Source organism: Gemmatimonadota bacterium (assembly GCA_026705765.1).
Classification (GTDB): Bacteria; Latescibacterota; UBA2968; order UBA2968; family UBA2968; genus VXRD01.
Window position 1 is genome coordinate 1 of record JAPPAB010000160.1, and the last position, 21,020, is coordinate 21,020.

The 21,020-nt window shown below is 49.4% G+C and carries 22 protein-coding genes; 1 reads left to right on the top strand and 21 read right to left on the bottom strand.

Annotated features, from left to right (window positions below):
• Nucleotides 1–158: 158 nt before the first annotated feature.
• Entirely contained in the window at nucleotides 159–1,181 is a 1,023-nt protein-coding gene (locus OXH16_20405; GenBank protein MCY3683767.1) for a phosphotransferase, read from the top strand.
• A 23-nt stretch (nucleotides 1,182–1,204) separates the two neighbouring features.
• Here the strand turns inward: OXH16_20405 and OXH16_20410 are convergent, their stop codons facing one another.
• The 21 genes from OXH16_20410 to OXH16_20510 all read right to left on the bottom strand — a co-directional run bounded on the left by OXH16_20410 (nucleotide 1,205) and on the right by OXH16_20510 (nucleotide 21,010).
• A complete protein-coding gene (locus tag OXH16_20410; protein ID MCY3683768.1) occupies nucleotides 1,205–1,990 on the bottom strand; it encodes a class I SAM-dependent methyltransferase in 786 nt (261 codons plus the stop codon).
• Between the two features lie 55 nt (nucleotides 1,991–2,045).
• Nucleotides 2,046–2,447, bottom strand: coding sequence for a GNAT family N-acetyltransferase (locus OXH16_20415; GenBank protein MCY3683769.1), 402 nt, complete (start codon nucleotides 2,445–2,447; stop codon nucleotides 2,046–2,048).
• Nucleotides 2,448–2,587: 140 nt separating this feature from the next.
• Entirely contained in the window at nucleotides 2,588–2,992 is a 405-nt protein-coding gene (locus OXH16_20420; protein MCY3683770.1) for an NUDIX domain-containing protein, read from the bottom strand.
• A 232-nt stretch (nucleotides 2,993–3,224) separates the two neighbouring features.
• Complete coding sequence (locus OXH16_20425) at nucleotides 3,225–4,088, bottom strand: isochorismatase family protein (GenBank protein MCY3683771.1); 864 nt, start codon at nucleotides 4,086–4,088, stop codon at nucleotides 3,225–3,227.
• 152 nt (nucleotides 4,089–4,240) lie between these two features.
• Nucleotides 4,241–6,310 (bottom strand): Stf0 family sulfotransferase, encoded by a 2,070-nt coding sequence (locus OXH16_20430; GenBank protein ID MCY3683772.1) that lies wholly within the window; start codon nucleotides 6,308–6,310, stop codon nucleotides 4,241–4,243.
• Nucleotides 6,311–6,332: 22 nt separating this feature from the next.
• Nucleotides 6,333–7,376 carry a hypothetical protein gene (locus OXH16_20435; protein ID MCY3683773.1) on the bottom strand — a complete coding sequence of 348 codons (1,044 nt, stop codon included), beginning with the start codon at nucleotides 7,374–7,376 and terminating at the stop codon, nucleotides 6,333–6,335.
• A gap of 316 nt (nucleotides 7,377–7,692) precedes the next feature.
• Nucleotides 7,693–8,106: an NUDIX hydrolase gene (locus tag OXH16_20440; GenBank protein ID MCY3683774.1), complete on the bottom strand. Its 414-nt coding sequence runs from the start codon at nucleotides 8,104–8,106 to the stop codon at nucleotides 7,693–7,695.
• Nucleotides 8,107–8,436: 330 nt separating this feature from the next.
• On the bottom strand, nucleotides 8,437–10,506 hold the full coding sequence (locus OXH16_20445; protein ID MCY3683775.1) for a DUF5916 domain-containing protein: 2,070 nt from the start codon (nucleotides 10,504–10,506) through the stop codon (nucleotides 8,437–8,439).
• Nucleotides 10,507–10,654: 148 nt separating this feature from the next.
• Nucleotides 10,655–11,674 carry an anthranilate phosphoribosyltransferase gene (gene trpD, locus OXH16_20450; GenBank protein MCY3683776.1) on the bottom strand — a complete coding sequence of 340 codons (1,020 nt, stop codon included), beginning with the start codon at nucleotides 11,672–11,674 and terminating at the stop codon, nucleotides 10,655–10,657.
• A gap of 112 nt (nucleotides 11,675–11,786) precedes the next feature.
• Entirely contained in the window at nucleotides 11,787–12,575 is a 789-nt protein-coding gene (locus OXH16_20455; GenBank protein ID MCY3683777.1) for an aminoglycoside 3'-phosphotransferase, read from the bottom strand.
• 78 nt (nucleotides 12,576–12,653) lie between these two features.
• Nucleotides 12,654–13,646 carry an aldo/keto reductase gene (locus OXH16_20460; GenBank protein ID MCY3683778.1) on the bottom strand — a complete coding sequence of 331 codons (993 nt, stop codon included), beginning with the start codon at nucleotides 13,644–13,646 and terminating at the stop codon, nucleotides 12,654–12,656.
• A gap of 13 nt (nucleotides 13,647–13,659) precedes the next feature.
• The gene (locus OXH16_20465) at nucleotides 13,660–14,349 is read right to left on the bottom strand and encodes a hypothetical protein (protein MCY3683779.1); all 690 of its coding nucleotides are present in this window, start codon (nucleotides 14,347–14,349) and stop codon (nucleotides 13,660–13,662) included.
• Nucleotides 14,350–14,517: 168 nt separating this feature from the next.
• Nucleotides 14,518–14,826, bottom strand: coding sequence for a HigA family addiction module antitoxin (locus tag OXH16_20470; protein ID MCY3683780.1), 309 nt, complete (start codon nucleotides 14,824–14,826; stop codon nucleotides 14,518–14,520).
• Nucleotides 14,827–14,981: 155 nt separating this feature from the next.
• Nucleotides 14,982–16,340, bottom strand: coding sequence for a glycoside hydrolase family 140 protein (locus tag OXH16_20475; GenBank protein MCY3683781.1), 1,359 nt, complete (start codon nucleotides 16,338–16,340; stop codon nucleotides 14,982–14,984).
• Between the two features lie 141 nt (nucleotides 16,341–16,481).
• A complete protein-coding gene (locus tag OXH16_20480) occupies nucleotides 16,482–16,631 on the bottom strand; it encodes a hypothetical protein (GenBank protein ID MCY3683782.1) in 150 nt (49 codons plus the stop codon).
• Nucleotides 16,632–16,644: 13 nt separating this feature from the next.
• Nucleotides 16,645–17,406, bottom strand: a complete 762-nt coding sequence (locus OXH16_20485) for a metallophosphoesterase family protein (protein MCY3683783.1) — start codon at nucleotides 17,404–17,406, stop codon at nucleotides 16,645–16,647.
• A 28-nt stretch (nucleotides 17,407–17,434) separates the two neighbouring features.
• Entirely contained in the window at nucleotides 17,435–18,325 is an 891-nt protein-coding gene (locus OXH16_20490) for a phosphotransferase (protein ID MCY3683784.1), read from the bottom strand.
• 161 nt (nucleotides 18,326–18,486) lie between these two features.
• A complete protein-coding gene (locus OXH16_20495) occupies nucleotides 18,487–19,122 on the bottom strand; it encodes an HAD family phosphatase (protein MCY3683785.1) in 636 nt (211 codons plus the stop codon).
• A complete protein-coding gene (locus OXH16_20500; protein ID MCY3683786.1) occupies nucleotides 19,115–19,561 on the bottom strand; it encodes a DUF5069 domain-containing protein in 447 nt (148 codons plus the stop codon). Before OXH16_20500 ends, OXH16_20495 begins: the two co-directional genes overlap by 8 nt.
• 93 nt (nucleotides 19,562–19,654) lie before the next feature.
• Nucleotides 19,655–20,149 (bottom strand): GNAT family N-acetyltransferase, encoded by a 495-nt coding sequence (locus OXH16_20505; GenBank protein ID MCY3683787.1) that lies wholly within the window; start codon nucleotides 20,147–20,149, stop codon nucleotides 19,655–19,657.
• A 45-nt stretch (nucleotides 20,150–20,194) separates the two neighbouring features.
• Nucleotides 20,195–21,010: a class I SAM-dependent methyltransferase gene (locus OXH16_20510; GenBank protein ID MCY3683788.1), complete on the bottom strand. Its 816-nt coding sequence runs from the start codon at nucleotides 21,008–21,010 to the stop codon at nucleotides 20,195–20,197.
• Nucleotides 21,011–21,020 lie beyond the last annotated feature (10 nt).

Consider the following 21,020-nt stretch of genomic DNA (forward strand, 5'->3'; position numbering starts at 1 on the left):
CTTATGCTAAGCATGTTCCGTGACGATTCTACACGGAAGCAGAACCAAAACCATAGGCCCTTGCAAAACAACGCTCGCCAACTCGCGTCTGCTTCCCACGCCTAAAGCCTGTGGGTTTTACGGGCTATTTGATAATTCTATCGACAAGCAGACAGCGTATGCAAACATCTGAACAGACGAAGACCAACCTGAGGCGTTACGATACCCTCACCCGAATAGGCCAGGCTCGGCGTCTGCGTGAACTCGCGAAGTCCGCACTGCGTCAATTCGGCATTCGCGTCCATCGCCTCGAACTCATCAAGCACCTGGTCAACACGACATTCAGACTCCGTTCAGATGAAGGAGAATTTCTGGTTCGCATTCACCGGGAAAAAAACCACACCGTTCGCCTGGTCGAATCAGAACTGGCGTGGCTCCTGGCGCTATCCAAAGAAGCCGATGTTACAGTCCAGGCACCCTATATCGCACCAGATGGCAGAGTCGTTGTTTTGGCGGAAGCCGCCGGTGTGCCCAAAGCTTACCCTGTCACTGTGCTTTCATGGATCAAAGGAAGGATCGTGCCTCAGGTGCGTCGGACAACCAGGCATTACGAAAGCCTCGGGCGCCTTGTTGCCACACTACACAAACACGCGATGCAGTGGGATCCTCCTGACGATTTCGAACGCCCTGTCTATGATGCTATTCATCAACTGGGAAAGTTTTCAGTCCGACCCTTGCCTGAGTTAGGACCTCGATACCTGCCCGCGCACGTCTTGAGGGACATGGAAGCCGTTTATGAACGGCGTCGAGAAGCCGAAAGGGTGTTGGGTACTGGTTGCGAGCATTTTGGCCTGATTCACTTTGATCTCAGTTTCAGTAACATCCTGTTCTATGGCGGGGAAGCACTACCGATTGATTTCGATGCGTGTGGCTTCGGTTTTTATGCCTACGATCTCGGTGTTGCTCTGACAGGTCCCTTTGCGTACGAGAACTTTATGGATCGATGTGAGGCTGTCTTCCGAGGCTATCGCCAGATCCTGCCTCTCAGGCGCGAATGGATCGAGTACCTCCCGACCTTCATGGCATCTCGCACTGCTTCCTATATCTTGCATGTCGTAGCGGACCCGAAAGCTGTAGAGTCACAGTGGCGCTCTCTCCTGCGTCCCCTTCTTAAGGCCTCTCTTGATCAGTTTCCCTCCTGATGTCCTTCGCCGGTACGGGAAGATCAGTGCCGGTTTTCGTTCCCCTTTCCAAAGCCTCCGTAGAGAGCGAAGAGACCTTTCTTCCAAAGTACATCAACTCTCTCAAACCCGACTTTTGATAGCAAAAAGAGATGATGAGGAATATCCAACGGAGAATCTTCTATCAAAGAGTTCTTCAGGATCGACTCAACTCTATCTTCTGGAAAGTTTCGTCGAAGCAACTCAGCCCAATCCTCGAATCCAAGCATGGTCAGTTCTGCTTTTGAGCCGTGAACGTGGTCAAGACACAGAAAGCATCCGCCTGGCTTGATCCAATTGCGAATCCGTGCGTATAGACCTTCGTATTCCGATTCTAGCCTGCCATGACACAGCGCATACGATGAGACCACACAATCGAACGAATCGGCTTCAAGTTGTACGTCATCATCTGCGAACAAATCTCCGACAACGGTTCTGAACTCGGCACCGATCTCCTCCAGTTGTCTCGCTGCTTCCGTCAGAAGCTTTTCCGATACATCCAAGAGCGTAACCTGGCTCTGGGGAAACCGACTCAAAACAAGCTTCGAGAGCCTGCCCGTTCCAGCTCCCAGATCCAGAACGGAAGGGGCGGGGGGGACAAGGGTGGCCATAGTTCGGAACATGAGTTCGTGCGTGTACTGGAAGTCGGGTGAGACCTTGCTCGCATTTGGAAAAAAATTGAAAGCGTCGGCCACATCCCGAAAACCCTGGTTAACCTGCTCCCGCGTCTCCTTGATGGCAATCCCCTGATCCAGCATATCCCGAATCTCTAAAAACACACGATCGTCCATTTTGGATCTCCAAATGTCTCTACGGTTTTGCTGTGTCTCCGCCTTTCCTGCATGATCAGTCACACGCTTGCTGCTCAAAGTTCCTCACGATCATTCCAGGAGCTTTCTCGAATCCAAGTCTCTCGTAGAATCTCTGGACCTGCTGGTCACAGATCAGGTCAATCATGTAGAGATCTTTGAGCTTTCGAACCATGCGTCTGACCAGCTCAGATCCGATGCCTTTCCCTTGCCATTCCGGCAGCATCTCAAGATGTGGGATATAGGCGCACGAAACACCGTCCGATATGGCACTGATGAAGCCAATCACCTTCCCCTCAGAAGAAACTGCAAGAACCACGTAGTCGCTTCCCTGTAGGATTCTTAGATGCGTCTCGGGAGAGGGAGGGTTAGGCCATCCGACAAAGAACCCCTTTAGGTTGCCTGATCCAATCCCTTCGGTAGTGTCTTGATATGTAATCTGCATATAGCATTTATCCTCTGGTGTATCACTTCGCTAATCCTTGCCGGTTCGTGGTTCACCTCCAAAACGGAGCAGGTTGCCGTCCAAATCTACGACATGCAACTCGTACGCCCAGGGATTTCGGTCTCGTGAGACCTTCACAAGTTCGTGGCTTTCAGTCGTTCAATTATCTTCCTATCTGCCTCGAATGCCATATCTGCTGGCGGCTCATCGAGAGGAAATAGCTGGACTTCAGAGGCATCGTCTCCTGCGACCAGATTACCTCCCTTTTCTTTGACAAGAAACCATATGCCTACGACGCTCTGCTCTGGCGAGTGATGTGTTGAGAGCACATCTACAATATCACCGACTTCTACATCCAGGCCAGTCTCTTCCTTAATCTCTCGGCTCACAGCTACTCGGACGTCTTCACCAACTCCAATGTTTCCGCAAGGGATACACCACTTTCCTTTGTGTGCCCCGTATTTGCGGCGAACCATTACAATTTGGTTGCCTCTGAGAATCACTCCGGCAACACCTGCTTTTACGTAATATGATGACATCTTTGAACGGTCCGTCGTAAACGCAACATTAGGTTGATGACCGTCGCCTTGACGACCGGCATTGCGGCTAACGTTTGAAATGGCCGATACGGCTGCGTAGCAGGAAACAAATCAAGAGTTTAAACTCAGTCCACCAATCAGGCGCAGCCGTTTTGGAGGTGTTGGGTTTGGTGCGGTGTGGGCATTTTTTGTTAGGCCCCGGAGGGCAGGAGACACAAGCTCGGGGTCTTTATTATTTCATAGTTTTCACAGATTTTAAAAGGGTTTCAGATGTTACTGAATAGCCCTGGTGGGCTTCAATATTGAGAATTGTAACTCGCGTTTTCCACAGTCCATCCAGAGTTTCAGCCGCTTCATATGTTGTCGTACAGTCGGTTACAACTATAGGCATGTAACCCAAGCGACTCATATTTCTTATGCCATGAGGCTTATTCAGCAAACATTCATCGGTCTCAAAGCCCATGTAGAACAGAATCTTGATACGCTTTTCGGCAAGCAGCCGATGAAACTGGTCTCCTGAATAAACCAGTAAATCGCCATCCTGGGGTTTAACGGGTTCAGGTATCGATATTTGGTAATAGAGTTTCCCCTGAATATTCGCCCAATCCTCCATTCGCCAAATCAATTCGCGATGCTGATTTTTCCAGCTATCCACCCACTCTTGTGAAGGCCATTGACTGTTTCGTTCTTCTTTTAAATTTTCAGAAGAAGCAGGATTCGCAGATAGGCTCTGGCGTTCTGCATCGGTTGTTGACTGATTCCATTGAGGGTAGTGTTTCAGAAAATCTGCTTGATTGCAGTGAAAAATCTGGAAATCCATATCGCGAAGTGTATTTACTAATGGCCCGACTTTTGTCTCAATAATTCGGCGTTTTCGTTCTGCATGGGAGCGACCTCGTTCAAAACTGCGATCACCAAGTTCTTCGTCAAAGGGGCCATCATCCCAGCCAAAATTCCAAAAATCAACCAAAGCAATCCCCACTTCTTTGACGTCAAAGGTAAATGGGACACTACGCCGACAGAATGTTTTCTCTGTGAACGGCAATCCATCTTGGGGGCTGCGCGGAGTATATTCAAGATCAATCGTAAAATTCATGAGACGTCCTTATTTTCGGGCGCAGGACACGCCATCTGGTTTTTAGGACCGTATTGCACATAACATCTCCGGCGTGCCCGATGCATACTTGATAGGACGGCAAGCACGCTCGCTCACCTGAGTCACTGTAACTTCCCGCTCACTGCACAAGGTTACGTCTTGTCGGCAACATTCAATCCTTTCACAGAGACCGAATGCTCCTTGACAATCATCCTATCCTCATGAAAGGTGACAAAGTTGAAGCACGGCGGGTGCTCTTCATCAAAGTTCACTTCCTGTTCATTAGGCCAATAGTTGAGTTGGCAAAAGGTGCTGCCTACACTGATATAGGCAATGCCATCCTTGTGGATATGGGTCCCCCGATGAACATGACCGAAGAAAACACCTCGGAGACGCTCTCTTGCAGGCAACAGTGCTTCATGCAATTCAGTACCATTAAGCATGCCCACGTCTCTAGAATACCACTTGGAATCCAAATCGAGGGGCGAGTGATGCATAAAAACAGTCAACGAGCCGTTCTGCTGGCTAACCTCCGCGCGAACAAAATCAAGCTGATCTTCTGTTACTTTACCAAAGTGACCGGCCTCTTCGTATGGCTGCTGGGTATCTAACACCAGAAACCGTTCGCCCTGATATGAGAAGCGATAGCAGTTCAGGTCTGAATTGGATAGTACATCCTCTTTAGGACCCATTGTTAGATGCACGCGCATATAATCACGCGTGTCATGATTGCCTGTTACAAAGTAGATCGGGATGTTGATTTGAGAAAATGCTTCTGCCGCCAGTTCGTAGGCGACCTCAGTATTATGATTCGCTACATCCCCTGTATGAATCACAAATTGGGGTCGCGTCGGCAGGCTGTTTATAGCTTCAAGGACCCGCAATAGATTATGGAATGGATTGTTGCCTAACGCGACCCAATCTCTCAAATGTCCTAAGTGTGTGTCACTGATATGGACGAAATGCAGGGAATCTGCCATGTTTTCCTCCTTTATCAGGGAGATGGGATCCAATGACTCATATTTGCCCTTTTCAGATTCCGAAGACACACTCAAGCGTTCTGCTTGCTCAGCTCGGTAGCGATTGATCCATTGGGCGTTGAGGTCGTCAGCCCTGTGGCGTGTCTGAATCTCGCGCTCGGGTGGTAGCTCTAGCTTGAGAAAGTCAAGGATGCCACAGGTCACACCGACGGGATTGGTGGCAAGGTCTTCGTACCGCACAAGGTAAGGCTGAATACCAACCGAAGCAAACCACGCCCGCCATGCTGCATTGTGCTCATTGATCATCTGAACCAACTTGCAGATCTGGTCGAAGTCGAACCTGAGTTCTTGTTCAGGCTGTTCCAATTCCGACTGATCAGTCTCGAACCAGACGTTGGTTTGCTCGGTGCGGCGCCAGGACACGGCCTGCGCCAGAACATCATCGCGCTGGAGATAGACAAAGCGCGTATGCCCGAACACTCGGTTCAATAGGTCGATATCGCCACCAGTGATAGCTGGATAGACCGCGCCCAACTTGTCGACCACATAGTCCAAAGTTCCCCACATAATCCTTGCGGCAAACACGCCATTTTGGGTCCTGCCTGCGGCAATGGCTGCTCGCACGAATTCGGAATATTCAAAGACCTCATCAGACGAGCGTACAATGTCCCATCGGGCGGCCCACATTTGCTCGTCGGGCTGGCGGAAGTATGACTCAGGACGCCCCGCGACTTCCGTGGACGTCAGCAATCCACACAACAAGGTACTGCCTGTGCGTGGAGTGGCACAGATCAAGTACGAATCGGTGCGTCCCATCCGACGTACTCTTTCCTGCTTGCCTCTTGATCTCTCTGACTCTTTCATTGATTCTTCTTTTCTCGCAGCGAAGAGCATCAACCGGATTCGCTCGCGCTTTCTTCCAGGCTTGAATCCCACCGTCGTCAGCGCAATCGCAAATGTGAATAGCCCGCCCATCACAAAAGGCATCACTCCCACGTCAATACGATATACAAAATTTGCCAACCACTGGTTCATCATCCAATAAGCCAGGGGACACGCAACCAGATTGGCAAGGAGCACCAGCCATATAAACTCGCCTGAAATCATGAGCACCAGTCCGGATTCAGAAGCACCCAGAACCTTACGAATGCCAATCTCCTTTGTGCGCTGTTCTACGCTAAAAGAGGTCAAGCCAAAGAGTCCCAGACAGGCCACGAAAATAGCGGGGTAAATTTCGTCCAATCTGTCTTCAGCTATGAAGGGATCAAGAATCTTCGATGGTTGGATGGGCTTCCAGGATCAATTGCGCAATCGCCATGGCATGTGGGATTGAAGCCTTGACTTGCTCGGTACGCGGGCCAAGGTCGCTGAGCGATTTGATGCCAAGATCGTCAAGTATATGTTCGAATCCAGGCCGAAATCGGTCCAGATGGGACAAAGCACCGATATGCTCAAAGGCTCTCAGGCAGCGAGCATATGTAGCGACGATCCAGAAGACCGATTCCCTGTGAAAGCTCTTGGTGATCAGTTCCTGCGTTCCGTTGATCAACTTGGGCCGTGAGGCCAGTTTGATTTCTGACGAATAAGGAAAGGGCTTGTGGCAGACTTCACAGGCTACGTCAAAGACTTCAATGGCATTATGGAAGTGTGTCTGAGTTGTTGCCGAGTCAAAGTGATGCGATCCTTGCAACGTCAGTAGGAACTCGTAGAAATCGAGGTGTCCGTATTGGGACAATACTTCTCGTGCAGCCAAATACCGTTTCCTGATTGTTGGATTTCTGAGCGCCGCTGCCAAGATGATGTGGGTGGTGATACCGGCCGCCCACAGCCAAGCGAGTACCTTGTCGAACTCACTGTCAAATTCGCTGACGAAATTCACATATTTCAGACAGTTTGCTCGCGCATCTTCAATCCGCTTCATCACCCAATGTCGTTTTGGAAAATTTCGGGATACTGCGGCAGCCATCTCGCACAATTTATCTGATGCCCCAGGCAAGACATGTGGTAGCCGGAAACTATATCCGATACGGTAATCACTCAGCACACGCTCTAAAGGTTGTAGCCGAGTTACTGGCCAGAATCCACCCCCAATAATCACACCATAGTAATGGACCTCTTTGAGGGGACTTTCTGGCAAGGCACCCTCGAAAACCAGGGTCAGATCCAGGTCAGAACTGATCGGAAACTCAGTATCATCATGTGCCTCGGTGAGGGACCCGCGGAAAAATCCCCCCATGAATCCCGGCAACTGGCTCGCATTCTCAGATACCCATTTCCCTGCCAGTGCCTTTACTTCGCGAACCAACATAGACATTTCTCCTCATTGGTTTCATCTCTATTTGTAACAGACCAAAGGCGTAAGTCCCACTGTTATACAGTAATGATCAGTCAGAATATAGAGCGGCTTTTCCGTCCATATACGACTGGCGGTCATTGTCGTGCTCTTCAGCGAGTTGCCGTTTCAGGTTACTCAGTCTACGAGCATATTCGGGACTTTATCTAAAGAAAATCCCCGTCAGATAACCTAATTTTCTCTATGCCCAAGGACATCAAAAAAAGAATGAGATCCTAAAGGCTATCCATCGACACCAGCATTTGTCAGAGCTCGACCTTCCGCGTCATAATCAAAGCTGTTGCTGTTGCTTAAGTTGGGGGACAATGTACTTCCGCAAGATAGGATTCAGTGGATATTTTCCTGATTCGAGATCCTCCATAGATGCCCAGACGATCTCAAGTACCTCGTCGCCGTCTGGAACAGGTTCTCCCTCAAAACCTGTTACGTAAGCTCGAATTCTAACTATGTACCTCTCATCTGTTCTTGGAGGGGAGGTTATGCGCTCGTATTCGCCGAAGAATTCAGGATCTGTGGGGGTGATGTTGAGTTCTTCCATCAGTTCTCTACGTAAGGCATCCAGATCCGACTCACCGTTCTCGACTTTTCCGCCAGGCAAGAGGTAGTCGTCAATGCCATCACACTTGACGAGTAAGAGTCCCTCTTGCGTGATCAGAATCCCTGAGATACGATCGATAGTCTTCATTCTTTTCCTCACAAAAGCCAATTTACCACTCATCCAGATTCAGTCAGTTTTCTTGAGAATAGACCGGGTGAGATCTGAAAGACATACTCGCTGCTTACCCTGCTTGTCAAAATTGTCTGGGGCTAACCATGTGACGAAGGCTTTCTCGAGTTGAGGCCACTCTGAATCAATTGCTGCGTACCATGCGGTGTCGCGATTTCGCCCGTATAGACCTTTGCCTGGCAAAAAATTCCTTCAATCGCATAAGAAACGGTAAGGGAAGATCAGTGCCGGGTTTCGTCCGCCTTTCCGAAGCCTCCGTCAAGAGCGAACCGATTTGGTGTTAACCGATCAATAAAATCGACCAAAATCTGGGAAACTGGCTTCAAAAAGATACGCGAACTTTGTAAACACAGCGCGCCCACCAGGGAGTCTGTCAACAAACACAAAGTAAAAATGACTTTCTGGGGTGAACTCGTAGTCGAAGATTGCGTTGAAATTGTAGCTGATCTCATCTTGCAACCGTTCATCTACGCGTTCAAAAAAAATGCGCCAACCGATCTTTTGGGTCAATTGATAGTTACTGCGGAGCCGGAAAATTAGCGTATTTCGATGTGTACGCCAAAAGAAATTATCCAGGTCGAGATCAGCGGTCAGCTTGCCAAAGAGGTTGACACCCGCAGAGAAGCTGGTAAATCGGTTGAATTCATCTCGACGGGTGCCGAAACGATTTGAAACCTCCAGGTGCCACCACGGTGCCTGATAATCAATCACTGAGCCGATAAACCTGGTATCGAAAAGTTGACCGACTTCGCGAAGGGCGCCAAACCCACCATAGGTGAAGAAATCAAATCGGCCAATATCAATATCAAAACGGAACTCACTCCGTCGTTCCCGCAGCAATTTTTGTGCATTGGTTTGATAAAAATGGCGCATATCAGCACCCAATGACTGCACGAGATTCGCCTCTGGAAACTCGTGTCTGTACCTCACGCGAGCACGCCCCCGACGGAATGCCTCATCTTCAAGCCCCATCTCATTTGGCCGAAAGCCATCCTGAATCTCTTCAAACGCGATTTCGGTCAGCCAACCTTCATGAAGCCATTCCATCGCGGTGTGATACGCCCGATGCGTTTCGCCATCGATGAAATCGACAGCATACTGCGACGTTACCGTCCAGTCTCGATGAAGTCCAAATCGACCATTGAGCGATAGGAGTGCCACATCTCGATCTGCCTGGTGTTTATGGATTCCCATTGCGCCGATGACAGTGCGCTCGCCGATATCGTAATTAACTCGCCCGGCCAAAAGATTTGCCTGCTTTTTTTTATCCGCATCGTACCGATCGATCATTTTGCCGTAAGTATTGATGACCGCGAAATTAGAACCGCCAATTTTACCTGCTGTTTTTACACCAAAATCGATTTCTTGAACGCGACGGGTGTAGAATAAATTGAGCGGCAGCCTAAACAGTTCAGCACCTTCCCGGAAGAATGGACGGCGTTCTGGGAGAGACAATTCCCGGTCACTTGATATGTTAATTTGCGTCGGATCACTTTCCAATTGTGAAAAATCGGGATTGAAAGTCACATTCGAGGTGAGGTGCGTCGAGATCGGGAGAATCAGGTCCAAACCACCATCGTGGTCATTGGAACGATTTTCTATTGCACGATAGGTCCCGTAGGGGAGAATACCGATCTTCTGCTCTGTTTTGATCTTTCCGAAATCCAATCCGATCAAATCGCCAAACTCCGATACGCGCCCGAAAAAATCGGTGCGTGCCCACGAATAGGATTGACCATTTATCGGATGTGTCCGCCAAAAGTTGATTCCCCACGTCGTATTGTGTCGATTAAAACGGAGCATGCGAAACGGGATCGCAAATTCTGCGGTCCAGTGATTTCGGTGTTTTTTTATTTTCGATTTCCATTTTGCATCCCAACTCAGGTCGAAAACACTCTCATTACTGACCCGTTCGTCCATCTGTGTGCCGAGTGTATTGATTCCAAAAACGTAGCAGTTGCGACGGTCGCGATAGGTATCAATCATCACTTCGATACAGTCATTCTGCCAGATCGCGGAATCCCGGCGAATTTTCGTCTCGCGCAAACTCTTCATGTCCGGCTCATCGCAATATACGCCGATATAGAGCATGTGCTCATCGTACAAAATCCTGACTTCCGTATTCAATTGCGCCGGGTGGATGCTTCCTTCCTTTGCGCGAAAGAAATTGGTCGCAATTTGGGCGCGTTGCCAGGCACTGTCTGTAAGCTCGCCATCAATAATGGGGGGATTATCCGTCCATGTGGCACTGATGGTGCGCGTCGAACTTTGCGTTTCAGCGAAAAGCGGTAGCGCCAGCAGCACAATTGGGACCCAAATTATCGCGCATGACCACCGTACCTGTTTGACTTTCTCCACCGTTTTTGCCTCCTGATCTGGACATTACAAGTCATAAGGGTGAGGAAGACAAGGTTCATGTGGTTTAGACAAATGGAATGGGGTTTAGGTTTTCCGACCGAGCTATTGAGGGAAGTTAGCAATTGAGGATATTGCTTTTGTGCGCGATTTAGCGGGGTGGGATTCTGGACAGTCGTTTATATTCAAGAAATTTCTCTTGAACCAACCCTTTTGCGAAGAGATCCTTGCTCAGATCAAAGCCTTCCTCAATCGAATCTGTTCGTCCAAAACAGTAGAAAGCTGCACCGGCATTCAAACAGACCAGGTCCAGAATTGGTTCGGGGGTCTGGTGCTGTAAAAGAGATAGGAAGATTTCTGCATTCTCATCACTATCACCACCCGGAATCTCACTGTAATCCCGTTTCGCTATCCCAAAATCTGAAGGCGAAATCTGGTATTCTCTGGTCACTCCTTCGGCCACTTCAAAGATATGCGTGTGTCCAGAAATGGAGATCTCATCAATCCCCGGCTCTCCGACAACAATCAAGAAGCGTTTGCGCCCAAGATGGCGGAGTACTTCTACGAGTTGTCTGCCCATATCGACATCAATTGTTCCGAGTATCTGATATTGAGGATTGGCAGGGTTGCATAATGGTGCGCTGAGATTGAAAATCGTCCTTCTATCAACCATTTGTCTGGCGGACACAACTTTTTTCATTACTGGATGGTATGTGCGGGCAAATAGAAAACACACATTCGTTCTCCTGAAAATGTCTTCCAATCGGTCGTCTTCGAAATCAAATTCGCAGTCGAGTTTCTCCAGCAAATCAAAGCTGCCATTCGGTCGCTTTGAGCCTTTATTGCCGTGTTTCACAACCGGAACGCAGCCAGCAGATAAAACGAACGCGGCGGTTGTCGATACGTTGAATCGATTTAAACCGCTTCCACCTGTTCCACACGAATCAATGACGTCGGAAGGGAGGGGTACAGGTCTTGCTTTGGCCAATAAAGCTCTTGAAAATCCGAGAATTTCATCAGCAGTCTCGCCCTTCTCAGAAAACGCTATGAGCAGTTCTGCAATCTGTTCGTCTGGCAGGTTACTTTCCAGGATTGCACTCAAGCATTGTTCAGCCTCATCGGCCTGGAGAGATTCACCCTCTCTGAGTTTATCAATATATTTCGAGATCATAGGTGGTGCTTCCTATTCAGATTTATTAAAAATTAAACCTCTGTCTATAGTCAAAACAATGCTTTTTTTGAAGATTTTAGGGTCTGAATCAAGCAACGTATCCGAATCTTTCTCAGTCGGCAAAGTCATGGATTCTTTGATATACGCTCAATTTGGCCTGATCTAATTCCTGCCCATATTCCTGAAAAAACAAAGGAATCCACTCATTCCCAAGATTTCTGCGAATGGTGTAGTGAACTGCGACAAAATCGAGATATCGATCTCCGACGCCCGCATAGCCCAAATCAATGTAGCCACTTAAACGGCCATCGTGGATCATTACGTTGGGTAGGCAATAATCCCCATGGGTGAACACCAGGTCCTCTGGTGGCAGGTCGGCCCGTATGCTGTCCAGCTCATCCCGGAGAACATTCCTCGTTTCACCATCTGGTATCTGACCGTCCAGTACACCTGAGTTAATCAAGTCTGTCGCCCACGCAAAATAGCGTTCCATGCGCCAATCCAGGGGGCACGAATCGACCGCTATTGCGTGAATTTCGCGAAGACCACGAGCGAACAGGCGTACGAGACCCGGAACATCACTTTTGGCATCCTGGTGGATGCCAGATACACCAGTGATTTGGGTCATGAGCAGATACTGGGTATCACCTTTTTCGTGAAAGCAGACCACGCGAGGAACGTTCAATTTTCCCTGGAGCCAGGACATTGCCGTTTTCTCGGCCAGAAGATCGGATTCTTGTGGTGCCGCATGCGTATCTCGTGCTTTGAGGAACAAACTCTGTTTATGTGGGTGAGTGTACCGGAACACGTCGGCACACGATGCTGTCCGGAGATTTTCCCCATCTGACTTAAAACCCTCAAGATGGGCTTGAACAGCAGTTGGAAGATTTTCGACTTTCAATGCGCAACTCCCGATCAGGCTACTCTCATCACATAACTATGGGATTAACGAACAGTTAAGGTAATCTCAGCAGGTCGTTTAAGTCGCTAAGATATTGTCGATTGTCTGTAGTTCGTCTTCGGTGAAATTCAGGTTGTCGAGGACACCGACACTGTCCTCAATTTGTTCGGGGCGGCTGGCCCCGCAAAGTGCGGTAGTGACCGCCTTTTGTCGGAGGACCCAGGCGATGGCCATCTGGGCGAGGGTCTGGCCTCGGGCGCAGGCGTGGTTGTTGAGCTTGCTTATTTTGTCGAGGGTTTTTTTGTTGAGGCGATTTTTGAGCGGGTGACTTGGGCGAGCGGCACGAGAGTCTGCGGGGATGCCGTCCAGGTATTTGTCGGTGAGCATGCCGCTGTTGAGGATGGAGAAGGCGATGCAGCCGATGCCTTCCTCCTGCAGGACGTCGAAGAGGCCATTGTTTTCGGGTTGTCGGGTAAGCAGATTGTATTTGGGCTGATGGATCAGGCAGGGCGTACCCAGGTCGCGCAGGATTTGCGCTGCCTCTCTGGTTCTGTCGGGCGGATAATTGGAGATGCCAACATAGAGGGCGCGACCTGAACGGACGGCGAAATCGAGGGCACCCATGGTTTCTGCAAGCGGCGTGTCGGGATCGGGGCGATGGTGGTAGAAGATATCGACATAATCTACCCCCAGGCGTTTGAGGCTTTGATCGAGGCTGGCAACGAGGTACTTCCGCGAGCCAAAATTGCCATAGGGTCCGGGCCACATATCAAATCCGGCCTTGGTGGAGATGATCAGTTCGTCCCGGTAGGGCGTCAGGTCGAGTTGGAGGATGCGGCCCAGGGTCTCTTCGGCAGAGCCATAGGGCGGTCCATAGTTGTTGGCCAGATCCAGGTGTGTGATGCCGTGGTCGAAGGCGGTGCGCACAATAGCACGCCCATTTTCAAACACATCGACGCCGCCAAAATTATGCCACAGGCCGAGAGAGAGTAGGGGGAGTTGAATACCGCTGTTGCCGCACCGTCTATATGTCATGCTGTCGTAACGCGATTGGGATGGGAAGTCGGACATGAAGGCTCCTTTGTTATATATCGAGCATCTTGAAATGCCTGTAGAAGTGCTGAATGTCGCATTCAGGCCGCAGAACCTCGTAGGTAAAGCAACGTTCGCATTCTTCAGGTGAGTCGGCTATGGCAATTGCAGTTTGGAATCGAGTAATCGCATCAATATCCGGGCGGAATCCGCCGCGCAGAAATTGACCCCACAGTGCCCAGAACTCAAGCTCATATCCAACAGGCTTGGTCGAAGCGAAGTACTCCGGTGGAAACAGACGGCGATAGGCATTGATGTTGTAGAGCCACGAGCCTCCGCGCACAGTTTCTGCCTCCGGATGCTTCTCCCTTACATCTCGAAGAAGACAGGTTAGCTCACGACGTCTGACACCGACACGTTCAAGGCTCAGTGCGCCCTTCCCAGAAGTGTCGGCGTTACGAAAGTGAAGACGGACCCTGGGTTCATTCCGGAAGGGGTAGCTATACCAGAAGCACCCAAAGCCGTCCAGGACATTGATTGGCGGTTCGTCTTTCTCGCGTTCGAGATAGTGGTCGTAAGCCCAGCGATCCGGCTCACTCGTATTTCGTAGCCCTCTCAGAAAGCTCTGCCAGGCCTCACTTTCTTGCGCTGTCTCCTTTGTGACCCGAATGTTCAAAAGTGTCCGAAGCATTGTGCAGTCGATCAGGGTGTCTTCCAGGGGGCTGAGAGACAATTCGGACATACGTCTGGCAAAGGCCAGTTGGACCGAGATGAATTCATATGGTAGGTTGAGTTTGGGCATTCACTATGTACCTGAAAATATCGGGATAGCACTTAACGTGTTAGTGCCCCCGAACCGCACAGCAGTTGGGGGCACTGTGTTAGCAGACGTTGTCCTTCCAGGAACGAGTTACCCATCTCTATCCAGGTGCGGTCGCACCTCTCGCTCCAGGCGGTCCGATAGCTCGTCCTCTGCTACATCCAGGGCATAGTCCATCTGAATGCCCATCCAGAATTTGGGTGACATGTTGAAGTAGCGAGCGAGTCTCAGGGCCGTATCAGCAGTAATGCCTCGTTTTCCCAACACAATCTCGTTTATACGTCGGGGCGCCACCCCGATGGAAAGCGCGAGGTGGTTTTGACTCAGATTCATCGGCTTGAGGAACTCTTCCAGCAACACTTCCCCGGGATGAATAGGAGCCAATTTTTGAGCACACATAGATCTATATCCTTAGAATCGTTTGCTCACGCCTCATTGAGTAGCGCCAGATGAAAGGCCATGCCAGTCGTCGAGATCGTTGAGGTCGGTCCCAAGCCACTCTTTGTTGGAATGACTTTGCTCAATCTGAGACTGGCGTATTACTTTGCTAACCCTTACCGATTAGAGACTGCGCCTGGAGCCGGATAGCCTCTGGCCGCGTCGTCTATAACGAGAATCCAGTCATTGTCTGCGCCTGGATTTCTTGGCGGGTCAAAGGATTGGCGCGTATCATTTTGGAAGATATCGAAAGGTCTCCTGACGGCCTCCGATTGGGTGGTATAGGTAAGCCCGTCGCGTGGATTGAACCACCATGCATTCGTTGACAAGCCCGAAACTTTCGATAGATCCAAATCTACTGAATGGCCATTTGTAATATAGATAATCCAATAGCTGTTATCAGTTGCCCGTGCAGCCTGCACACGATCATCAACGGTTCCTTCCGAAGAAAGAATAATGCTCTGATCTGGTATATGAAAAGGACGAGATTCAAAGAGTTGTCGAACAAATTTCATCTGACCTGCTCCCTCAAAGTTAAGGGCGTCATACCAGAAGAATTTGTGATGGGAACGTTTATGGATTCGATTGGGCTTATCCATCTGGTATATGCCATTTGCCCCATAAGTGAAACCAAAGGCACCGGCTAGAATGGACCAGTAGGCGCGACGGCGAAGGTGCCAAGCTGAAAACTCTCCATTCTTGAAATTATGCTTAACTGGGTGGTGTTCGTAGCAAGGTTCGGCGTCAAGAGTCGGTTTTGGCGGCGTGCGATAGTAGTCCTCCATAATCCTTTCATAGTTTTTGTTCCCGATTCTGTGCCCTGACTGAATCATATTGAAATCCAGCCAGGGTTTATTATGATAAAATTCACCCGTTGATGTCGCTGGGGGTCTATAGGTTCCTCCCGGGGGATGGTATGACATCAGGACGTTATCAGACTTTCCCTGTCCCGCACCCTCTGTAATACCCCGAGCCAATGCGTCGTACACTTTGTGCCTGGTGGGCTTGATATCGCCACCAAGTACCCAAATGATATTCTTATGACTTCTATACCTGTGACCAATAAATAGGCCGTAGCGATAAGCTCGTTCGGGATTGGAGAGCAGAATGTCTTTAGAACTATTGCGTTTCTTCTCCACATGCCCCCATGCTGGTAAAAGAGCTATATAGAGTTCCAATGATTTCGCTTTCTCAATGATAAAGTCACAGTGTTTCCAATAGTCTTCATTTGGCTTGCCACTATCTCCATCATGGAAGGCCTTGTGCCCATACGCATTTGGCCGTTCAATGTTCAAATTAAGTGCACGAGCTTGAATAACATTAAAATGTTTGCCTTTGCGGTCTTCCAAATATCTCAGAACTTCATTCCTATCAAGTTTCGCGAACAATTCCCAGGCAGTGTCTCCAAGCCAAAAGAAAGGTTCGCCATCTTCTCTAATAAGGAAGTGTCCGCTCTTATCAATTTTCAAATTCATTGATTTCTCCCGTTCTTGTCCTTTAATCTGTTCAGAAAATATCATTAGTGATAGGAACAGAAAAAAAACTGATAAAAGACAGTGAGAATATCGGTTATAGTGATTCTGCATAAAGGCCCCTTTGATTATAGAATCGTTTGCTCACGCCTCATTGAGTAACGCCAGATGAAAGCCGTGCCAGTCATCGAGATCGTTGAGGTCGGTCCCAAGCCACTTTTTGTCAGACTGGGGCAAACCCCGAGGCGTCATTACGGCGAAGCCTATCACGGGCAGCCATACAGCGCGTACCATCAGGCTTCTGATTCTACATAGTCGGCCTGAACCTGGTTTGAAGAATTCTTTGAGCTGACAACTCACCAAAAGGCGCACCACAACACCTGACATCCTCCACAACCTTGTGGTAATCGTAACTCAATCTGTGATTCTCCACATGCCATTCCTGCCCATCCCACCACACTCTGGCATATCCGATTCGATGATCCCCATCAAACGGAAACCCAACTGAATCAATGATACTATATCGCTGACCGCACGGAACGCCATAGGACGCGTAGTGAAGGTGTCCTGCCACAATCAGATTGGCCTTCGCATCCCCCAGCAGTGTCCTGGCCTCCTCTTCTGGCGTAACGGTCAGAAGTCTGAACGGATCCTGATCAGGTTGAAGAACCAAAAAACCGGCCACATCAGTAGGCGTTGCGTGGACAATGAGAAGATCATCCTCCGGAGACTGCCCTCCTGGTGGGGTTATCCGGTGCTCAAAGGGCAGATTCTTTAGATAGCTCAATCCATCTGTTCCCAGTTTCTCTCTTACCCAGTCCAGTCTTTCCTCGGAATACTGTTCATCAAAGACCAACAGGTCTGCGTTTCCGTAAATCGTGGGAGCACCCAGATTTCGTATCGTGTCAAGACTCTCGACCGGGCGGGGTCCGTTCAGCACCAAGTCGCCAGCGACCACCAGACGATCATAGGGTTGGCTTTGTAGATCCTCAATAACAGCTTTGAGTGCAGCGACGTTGCCGTGAATATCTGCAATTACCGCAACTGAATATGACAGGGAATCATTCATTTCACATCTCCAAACTTGGGACCTGTCCTCACCGCACCGGCCCCATAGGCCATTCCGAGGTCGGCCTACCTTCCCAGGTTGATCGTCGAAAGAATCGCCCGCCTGGGGGACGACTAAACCAGCTACTAATTGCGATTCCCCAAAAGTGCTCAAAGGATCTGTCTTTTAGATTCGCGTCACAGTATGCGTAGTGCGACAAGACCTCGTCGAGAAATGACTCTCCGTATATCCAGAATCCATAGAAATCCTTAGCGGGATCCGTGATTTCGATGTCCCCCCAGTCTATGATCCCAGTAAGTCTTCCGGTCGAGGGGGCATGATAGATGTGTTTGTACCAGAGGTCGTTGTGAGCCAGCACAGGCTCGTATGAATGATTGATGCTTTCACTTCTTTCGATCCATGCTTCGAAAACATTGCGGACCTCACATTGAAGCTCGTCTGCCCGTTCAGCGAATAACTCCTTCCACATCCTGCGACGCCTAACCGATGCGTCACCCTCTTCTACGCCGAGGCTTCTTGCCTTCGCGATCGGGTAGCTGTGGAGTTCGCTGATGAAAACACCCAGCCTCTGAGCGGCCTCGCTGCGGTTCGCCTTGGAAAGTCTCCAAAACCGCCACGGAGAAAGTCGAGTCCCCGGAATTGTGTGGTATCCCGCAAAATCTGACGCCTTCGGCACGAATGCATAGTCGGGTATGGGAATGGCATTCAGCCTGCTTCTAAGGGCATCCAGGACGATCCGCTCCCTCGTCAGATTCGTATCCTGATCATTCTCGAACCGGAAAGCGATGCCATTGTCCAACAGAATCATTACATGATCGGGATCGGCAATAGTCTGAACTCTTCGGTAATTTGTCCACATGAGATCTGGAAAGGCATCTCTGATTCTCTCCAGGTAGTAGCTGGAAGCCAATGGGGGCATAGGGACCTGCCAAAGAGGATTAACTGCCGCGATTTCCTCTAACTGTTGGGGTTGCTGACGGGCTTGCAGCCTATCAGACAATTCATCAATAAAAAAAGACAATCACAGCCGTTTAGGAGTTGGTATGTAGAGGAAGCCTCAGATTTCCTTTAGTGCTTGCATTACTTTGGTAATCGGTTCTTCGTTTTTGCGTTTGACGTAATTTGCTTGATTCGTTCTTGGATATCGATTTCTGGCGTATAGTGAATACTATGTATGCCAACTTGCTCAGCACCTTGCACATTGTTAATTCTGTCATCCACAAAAATGGCTTCTTCAGCAGTCACTTCCAAACGGGATAGCATACGCTGAAAAATCTTTGGGTCAGGTTTACGCAAACCTTCTTCAGCTGAGAACATTATCGCGTCAAAAAGGTCATCGTGAATCTCTTCCTGTACAATTTTGCGTGTCGTGATCCAAGCATCGCTGAGTACGCCGAGTTTATATTTACCTTTTAATGAGGTAATATAGTCTAACAGATCATAATTCCAGATGGGTTCGCCCCAGAAATCCTCACCTAATTTCTGTGCTTCATCATTTGATATATTCAGTTCACCTCCAATAACTTTCCATAACTTTTCTGGATGTTCTTCTCCCACGAAAAGTTTCGGCGTTAGAGGGTGATAGAATACCATTTGGGCCAGTTCAGCTATTGACATACCAATTTGAGGAATTTGAGTGTAGTCCACTGTTAGGTTTTCTTCTATCAGTACTCCACCCATATCCCAGATGATGGCTTTGATCACTTCACTACTCATTGAGTAGCACCAGATGAAAGCCATGCCAGTCGTCGAGATCGTTGAGGTCGGTCCCAAGCCACTCTTTGTCAGACTGGGACAACCCAAGAATCTCAAGCATTTCGCTTCGGCCGGGCTCTGGCTTGGGGAACGAGAGGATGCGTTCGTTGAATTGGTCTATCGCCTCCGGCGTCAGGCTTTCCGGTTTCGCATTTTTCTTCACCCAGGTCTCGAACGCCAGGTAGCCCGGCTGCGACGCGCTTACGAAAGCGACAGCGGCGGTCGAATCAATTCCCAGAGCTTCGAGTAGCATGCCATCGAACCCACCTTCGCCCGCTCTGTATTCATCTGCCAACTTGCCCTTTGCCGACAGACGCATTTTCAACCATAGCCTGGGAAGATGAACCAATCCCAACGGGCCCTTTGTCCGGGTGCTGATGAGAGGAACATGTGTCTCCATTGCGAGTCTCCTTATTAGTGATTATTGTGCATGGTTTGCGGGGGTGGAATGATTGGGTAATCCAACGCTACTTTCGTGTTTCGATTGGACATTCTACACAAAATCAGAGGAAAGTGCTCCCAAAAATCCAACTCGCTTTTTGGGATCCCGGTATTGAATCAGTTCGTAGTGCCCAATCATAAATCCTTGTGCTTCCCAGAATTTCAAGGCCTCTGGATTGTCCCGTCGGACATTTAAATCGATCCTATCAATTCCCAGGCTATCGGTAATTTCTATGGCTGATTTCACCAAGAACGTCCCAATGCCCCTCCTGCGCTTGGCAGGAACAACGTAGAAGTCGTTTATCTCTGCTCTGGTGCCAGAGATGGAGAATGAAATAAATCCCACTGGGGATCCTTCGCTTAGCCCCCAAAATACCCTTGGTTCAGTGCTGGACAGGGGAAAACGATCTGCGAAATACGAATCCCGACTATCAGATGTACATACCGTATCGGCATGTGGCATGATCTCCAGCCAGTAAGCTTCGACGAGTGGACGAAATCGATTCTGGTCGGCTGGAATTACCCGTTTGAAATTGATGCGTTCCATAATAAATCAGACTCGTCTATGCCATGCTGTTAGATGAAGTGCGATCTATCGCTTTCTTGATGTCACGAATAAGACATCGTCGCTAGCAAAGTCGTTCGCTTCGACTATATCGCTTTGCATTGAACTTATGTCGAAGCCATTCGTTGCCAATAGGCTCTCGATCTCGCTTTCGGTGAAATAGTGGTCCCATGTGATGAACTCCTTTGGATCTTGCCTGTCCTCCAGTACTAATGTTCGTATTCCCCAAGCTCTGTGGTCTGGAAAGTGTTTGCTCTCATTCAACAAGAAGTGAGAAGAGTTCGCCCAAAATCCGCTACCGGAAACGTAGTTCCAGTCTCGTGATTCGCATTTGCTGTCGCTCAAGCGTGGCCCAAATATGTCGAAGAGAAACAATCCGTCCTTTACGAGATGTGCATGAACGCGACTCAGAAACGTCATTTGTTCACGCGGCAAGAGAGCACCGAAGTCGCAATAGATGCAGATAGCCGCGTCATACATGCCTTCAATAGGATCAGAGAGATAGTCTCCGCATTCATAGTGGATCCGAAGATCGCTCTCTCGGGCACTCTTCCTGGCGTACTCAATAGAAACCGGATTAATGTCCAGGCCGGTTACGCTGAACCCTTTGGCTGCCAGCCTGGTTGAGTATAAGCCTGGGCCACACCCCAGATCCAGGATGCGTTTCGCTCCTTTACATTGTACCGCCACCCAGTCAATCGTTTTGCTGATGATATGAGGTTTTCGACTGGCCCCATCCGAATCTGGATCCAAGTGAGCAGAGAGCATCGCTTTAGATACATGCGGATCTGTCCAGATATTCGCGTTCCCCTGGCGGCTATATACAAGCGTGCTCGGAAACATGCGTGCTCCT